This window comes from Pseudomonas sp. (assembly GCF_036387035.1).
In the GTDB taxonomy this organism is placed as follows: Bacteria; Pseudomonadota; Gammaproteobacteria; order Pseudomonadales; family Pseudomonadaceae; genus Aquipseudomonas.
In genome coordinates, this window is sequence record NZ_DASVUM010000259.1 from 1 (window position 1) to 5,469 (window position 5,469).

5 protein-coding genes are annotated in these 5,469 nt (G+C 61.9%); 4 read left to right on the forward strand and 1 reads right to left on the reverse strand.

What is annotated here, in order from left to right; genetic code table 11:
• Together VF672_RS23355 and VF672_RS23360 are read left to right on the forward strand one after the other, a co-directional pair.
• Positions 1-416, forward strand: a 416-nt coding sequence (locus tag VF672_RS23355; RefSeq protein WP_331107388.1) for a DUF2931 family protein, incomplete at its 5' end; no start/stop codon positions are given.
• A gap of 127 nt (positions 417-543) precedes the next feature.
• Complete coding sequence (locus tag VF672_RS23360; protein WP_331107396.1) at positions 544-1,152, forward strand: DUF2931 family protein; 609 nt, start codon at positions 544-546, stop codon at positions 1,150-1,152.
• A gap of 169 nt (positions 1,153-1,321) precedes the next feature.
• Here VF672_RS23360 and VF672_RS23365 read toward each other — a convergent pair whose 3' ends face one another.
• Complete coding sequence (locus VF672_RS23365) at positions 1,322-3,361, reverse strand: NADPH-dependent 2,4-dienoyl-CoA reductase (RefSeq protein ID WP_331107390.1); 2,040 nt, start codon at positions 3,359-3,361, stop codon at positions 1,322-1,324.
• Between the two features lie 345 nt (positions 3,362-3,706).
• Here VF672_RS23365 and VF672_RS23370 point away from each other — a divergent pair, with 345 nt between their 5' ends.
• Positions 3,707-4,858 (forward strand): carbon-nitrogen hydrolase family protein, encoded by a 1,152-nt coding sequence (locus tag VF672_RS23370; protein WP_331107392.1) that lies wholly within the window; start codon positions 3,707-3,709, stop codon positions 4,856-4,858.
• A 2-nt stretch (positions 4,859-4,860) separates the two neighbouring features.
• A partial coding sequence (locus tag VF672_RS23375) for an AraC family transcriptional regulator (RefSeq protein ID WP_331107394.1) occupies positions 4,861-5,469 on the forward strand: 609 nt, incomplete at its 3' end.

Here is a 5,469-nt window from a genome sequence, read left to right on the forward strand (position 1 = left end):
TGGAGGGTTGGCATCAAGGAGTATCGGGAGGGAAACCTATAAATAACGTCGATCTGCCCGACCAGATTTTCCTGCGCTGGCAGTCACTAGTGGAGCCACAGGCTTACAGGGCCAGAATACAAATCCCTCAGTGGGTACGCGCTGAAATGGTTAGGCCAGAGCGGGTCTACTGCCGCGGCTCAAAAGAATGGATAGATGGCTACCGTTTCGCGATTGCGCTGGGAATGGCTCCGGGAGGGATTGTGAAAGTCTGGGTCGGTGGTCCATGCGTGGGTTTCAAAGAAGTCGGCCGCTACCAAGCTAAAGTCGAACAGCTCGGCCCCAACCAAGATGAAAAAGGCTTGTTTTACCGAGCACCCAATCCAGCGGCACAAGCCTGGATAGACCAGCACGGCATTCCCTATGGCAGTTGGTAATTCGGCCATGAGCACTCGCAAGTACTATCAGTGGGCGCAACCGCATCCGCAATGTCGGCTTGACTCAAAGGGCTCAGCCGCAGAGTGGAGTCCACGACTGAGAAGGCTGGTTTTCGCAGCCGGTCTGCTGCTAAGCCTCAGCTCCTGCGCGAGTGGTGCAAGATTACCTCCAGCCCCCAAGCTGCCGTATCCGGCTTGGTACATAGGTTTCGCTGCACCCAAGCACATGGAAGTCTGGGTTGAGACCGTCGATGTGCTGGACAAGCGTGGACTCGCTTTCTTTCGGGTACACGGTGGCGTAGCGAGCTACACCGGGAAAGTGGAGGGCTGGCACCAAGGAGCGTCAGGAGGAAAGCCAATCAATAACGTCGATCTGCCTGACAAGATCTTCCTTCGATGGCAGTCACTGGTAGAGGCGCAGGCTTACAAGATCAAAATACAGATACCACAGTGGGTACGTGAAGAAATGGTTCGGCCCGAGCCTGTTCTTTGCCAGTGGAATCAGCAATGGAAAACCGACTATCGAGAGATGATCACGCTGGGCATGGCCCCCGGCGGAATTGTAAGAGTGTGGCTAGGCGGATCGTGTCTGGGCTTCAAAGAAGTCGGCCGTTACCAGGCCGAAGTCGAACCGCTCGGACCCTACCGCGGCGCAAGCAAGGGCAAGTACATCCCACTCGAACCGGAGAACAAAGCCTACGTCGACCAGCACGGCATTCCCTATGGCAGCTGGTAAGTCGCCCCTGTTGTGTGCGGTGCTAGCTTGAGATACCAACTTTGAAGCCCTTCGGGCCTGTTCGCGAGCAAGTCCGTTCCCACATTTTTTGCAATGTGCCAGGCGTGAAGGATCGGGCGATGATCCCGATCCTACCCGCGCCGGCAGCAACATCAATCACCAGAAACCCTTACAACCCCGCCGCCAACCGCGACCCCTGATCAATCGCCCGCTTGGCATCCAGCTCGGTTGCCACATCAGCGCCGCCAATCAGGTGCACGCTCTGCCCCGCCGCCTGCAACCCGTCATACAGTTCCCGCAGCGGATCCTGGCCGGCGCAGATCACCACGTTGTCCACCGGCAACAATTTCTCCTCGCCCTCAGCCCCGATCCGAATGTGCAAACCGGCATCGTCGATCTTCAAATATTCCACGCTATTGAGCATCTGCACCTGTTTGTTCTTCAGCCCCGTGCGATGAATCCAGCCGGTGGTTTTGCCCAGGCCATCACCCACTTTCGTGGCCTTGCGCTGCAGCAGAAACACCTGACGCGCCGGTGCGTGGGGATGGGGCTTGATCCCGGCGACGCCGCCGCGCGCCGTCAGATGCGTGTCGATGCCCCACTCGTCCCAGAACGCCTCGCGGTCCAGGCTGGTGGCCACGCCTTGATGGACGAGATATTCCGACACGTCAAAACCAATGCCGCCCGCGCCAATCACGGCGACGGACTTGCCGACCGGTTTGTGCCCCAGGATCACGTCGAGGTAGCTCAGCACCTTGGGGTTGTCGACGCCGGGGATGGCGGGCGTTCGCGGGGCGATGCCGGTGGCCAGGATCACGTCGTCATACCCTTTGCCGAGCAGGTCATCGACGGTGATGCGGGTGTTCAAGCGCAGGTTAACGCCGGTGGTTTGAATCTTGCGGCCGAAATAACGCAAGGTCTCGAAGAACTCCTCCTTGCCCGGGATGCGCTTGGCGATGTTGAACTGCCCGCCGATTTCGCTGGCCGAGTCGAACAGCGTGACGTCATGCCCGCGCTGGGCCGCGACGGTGGCAGCAGCGAGGCCGGCCGGGCCGGCGCCGATGACGGCGATCTTCCGCACCTGGGTGACCGGCAGGTAATTGAGTTCGGTTTCATGACAGGCGCGGGGGTTGACCAGGCAACTGGTGAGTTTGCCGCCGAAGGTATGATCCAGACACGCCTGGTTACAGCCGATGCAGGTATTGATTTCGTCACCGCGGCCGGCCGCGGCCTTGTTGACGAACTCGGGATCGGCGAGAAACGGACGCGCCATGGAGACCATGTCAGCGTCACCGTCGGCCAGCACCTGCTCGGCGACCTCAGGCGTGTTGATACGGTTGGTGGTGATCAGCGGGATCGACACCGAGCCGCGCATTTTTGCCGTCACTTTGGCGAACGCAGCGCGCGGCACTTTGGTGGCGATGGTCGGAATCCGCGCTTCGTGCCAGCCAATGCCGGTGTTGATCAGCGTGGCGCCCGACCGTTCGATGGCCTGGGCCAGTTGCACCACTTCTTCCCAGGTGCTGCCGCCTTCGATCAAATCAAGCATCGACAGACGATAGATGATGATGAAATTGGGGCCGACGGCTTCACGCACGCGCCGCACGATCTCCACCGGCAGGCGCATGCGGTTTTCGTAGCTGCCGCCCCAGCGGTCGGTGCGATGGTTGGTGTGGGCAACGAGAAACTGGTTAATGAAATAGCCTTCGGAGCCCATGATTTCGACGCCGTCGTATTCGGCGGTCTGCGCCAGGGTCGCGCAGGTGACAAAATCCTGAATCTGCTTTTCGATGCCCTCTTCATCCAGCTCTCGGGGCTTGAAGGGATTGATCGGCGCCTGGATCGCGCTGGGCGCCACTTGCTTGGGGCTATAAGCGTAGCGTCCGGCGTGAAGGATCTGCATGCAGATCTTGCCGCCGGCCTCGTGCACGGCTTTGGTGACGATGCGATGGTTCGCCGCTTCTTCCGGCGTCGACAGCTTGGCCGCGCCCGAGTACACCCCGCCTTCGGCGTTCGGCGCAATACCGCCGGTGACCATCAGGCCGACCCCGCCGCGCGCCCGCTCGGCGAAATACACCGCCATGCGCTCGAACCCGCCGGGCTTTTCCTCGAGCCCGGTGTGCATGGAGCCCATCAGGGTGCGGTTACGCAACGTGGTAAAACCCAGATCCAGAGGGGCGAGCAAATGCGGGTAATAAGGGGCGGCCATAAAAACTCCATCGAGCATCATCACGGGACGCGAGCGCTCCGTGGCGCCCGTCAGATCAGTCAGGGCCTCTAGAGGGCGCCTTGTGCATGGCGCAAACAGTAAACAGGCCGCTGCGCCTGCTCAATGGCCGTAAGTGACAACTTAATGATCGACACGAACAGCGGGCTCGGGGACGCCTTCCGTCCATGGCCGTTCGCCCGCCTACTGGAGACGCTGAATCGGCTGACGGGTCTTGTCCATCATTGCAGCGGCTGCCTACCTTCTCCAAACGAGCGTTTTGCCGTAGCCTTCCGGCAACGTCATGGCGCCCTGCGCGCTTACTCAAAAGGCAGCTCCCCTTTCTTCATGCGCAAAGTTCTCGGCTCACTTACCGCAGCAGTGCTGGTGATCCTTCTCGTCAGCTACGGGCTGTGGACGGGCAAGCGTCATGTCGGGCATTACCTGACTGACCTGCGCATTCAACTGGTGATCAACGACGGGCAACCCGGCGGCCACGGCAACCTGCTCGGCATCCAGCCCGAGCTGTTCCCCTCCGACTACTCGAGCGTCAAGCGCCTGCATCGCAAGCTCGCCTCCTACATGGTGCAGGCCCGCGACCAGGGGCTGCTCAACGACAAAACCATCGTGGTGCTGCCCGAGCACATCGGCACCTGGTTGCTGGCGGTGGACGAGAAATCACAGTTCTACCAGGCGACCACCCTCGACGAAGCGATGAACTGGCTGGCGTTCAGCAATCCGTTGCTGTTTATCGACGCCGTGGTTCACGCACGCGGCCGAAACCGCTTCGAGGACGCGCGTTTGCGCATGAAGGCGCGCAGCATGGCGCAGGATTACCAGAACGTGTTCGGCGGGCTGGCCAGGGAATTTGGCGTGACGGTGGTGGCCGGCTCGATCGTGCTGCCCAGCCCGCAAGTGGAAAACGGCGAGCTGCGCATTGGCCATGGTGCGCTCTATAACAGCAGCCTGGTGTTCGGCCCTGACGGGATGCCACTGGGCCAGCCGCAGCGCCAACTGTTTCCAGGCTGGAACCAGCTGGGCTATATCCGTCCGGGCAAGGACGCCCCGCTCAACGTGATCGACACCCCGGCCGGCCGGCTGGCAACGCTGATCGGCAGCGACAGCTGGTACCCCGACAACTACGCGCGGCTCAACGCCAGCGGCGCCGAGCTCATTGCCGTGCCGGCTTATGTCGCCGGCGCTGGCGGCTGGTCGCAACCGTGGCGCAGCGACAAACATAAGTCCCTGGCCGCCCGTCTGAACCTTGGCGCAACGCCCATGACCCAGGGAGAAGCCTGGCGTCGACTGGCCCTGACGCCGGCCAGCACGGCGAAGGCAGGCATGAGTGTGTTCATGCGCGGGCAGTTCTGGGATCAAGGCAGTGCCGGCCACAGTTTCGCCAGTCGCGGCGGGCAGAGCATCGCCGAGCAATCCATCAACGCGACCCCGAAAGGCACCCGCCCAGGTCAAGGCGCGCGCCTGATCAATCTGTGGCTGTGACCATGACCACTCCTCGCGTGCGTCTGGGCGATTTGTCCGTGGGCTTCGTCCACAATCTTGCTGACGCCGTCCGGCGCGAGGGTAAAGACCCCCAACCACTGCTGGAGCAATACGGCCTGGATGCCGCGCGACTGGGCGAGGCCGGCGCCCGGCTATCGATCCCGCGCTACATGCGCCTGGGCCATGCGGCCATCGAACTGACCGGCGTGCCTGCGCTGGGTTTGCGGATGGGACAATCGAGTCGCCTGAGCCATGCGGGGCTGGCTGGCATCACCGCCGCCCAGGCGCCCACCGTACGGGAAGCGGCGCGCACACTGATCCGCTTTGAAGCGCTGTATGGCTCGAACTACCGTGGCCAGTCGAGCCTGCACGAGGACAGCGATGGCGCCTGGCTGCGCTTTTATTCGATCAGCCCGTACAACGACTACAACCGCTTCGTGGTGGATTCGATTCTCAGCGGCTGGCTGCATCAGTTGTCGACGCTGAGCGGGACGAGGCTGATGGCCGAACGTCTGGAGATCGAGTTCGACGCCCCCGCCTACGCCGCTGAATACGGGGGGCTGTGTGAGCATCCGGTGAGCTTCGCAGCAGGCATCAACCAACTGCGTCTC

Excerpts from the sequence above, each read along its gene's own strand:
- VF672_RS23365 (WP_331107390.1), bottom strand. The coding sequence starts at position 3,361 with ATGGCCGCCCCTTATTACCCGCATTTGCTCGCCCCTCTGGATCTGGGT.
- VF672_RS23370 (WP_331107392.1), top strand. The coding sequence starts at position 3,707 with ATGCGCAAAGTTCTCGGCTCACTTACCGCAGCAGTGCTGGTGATCCTT.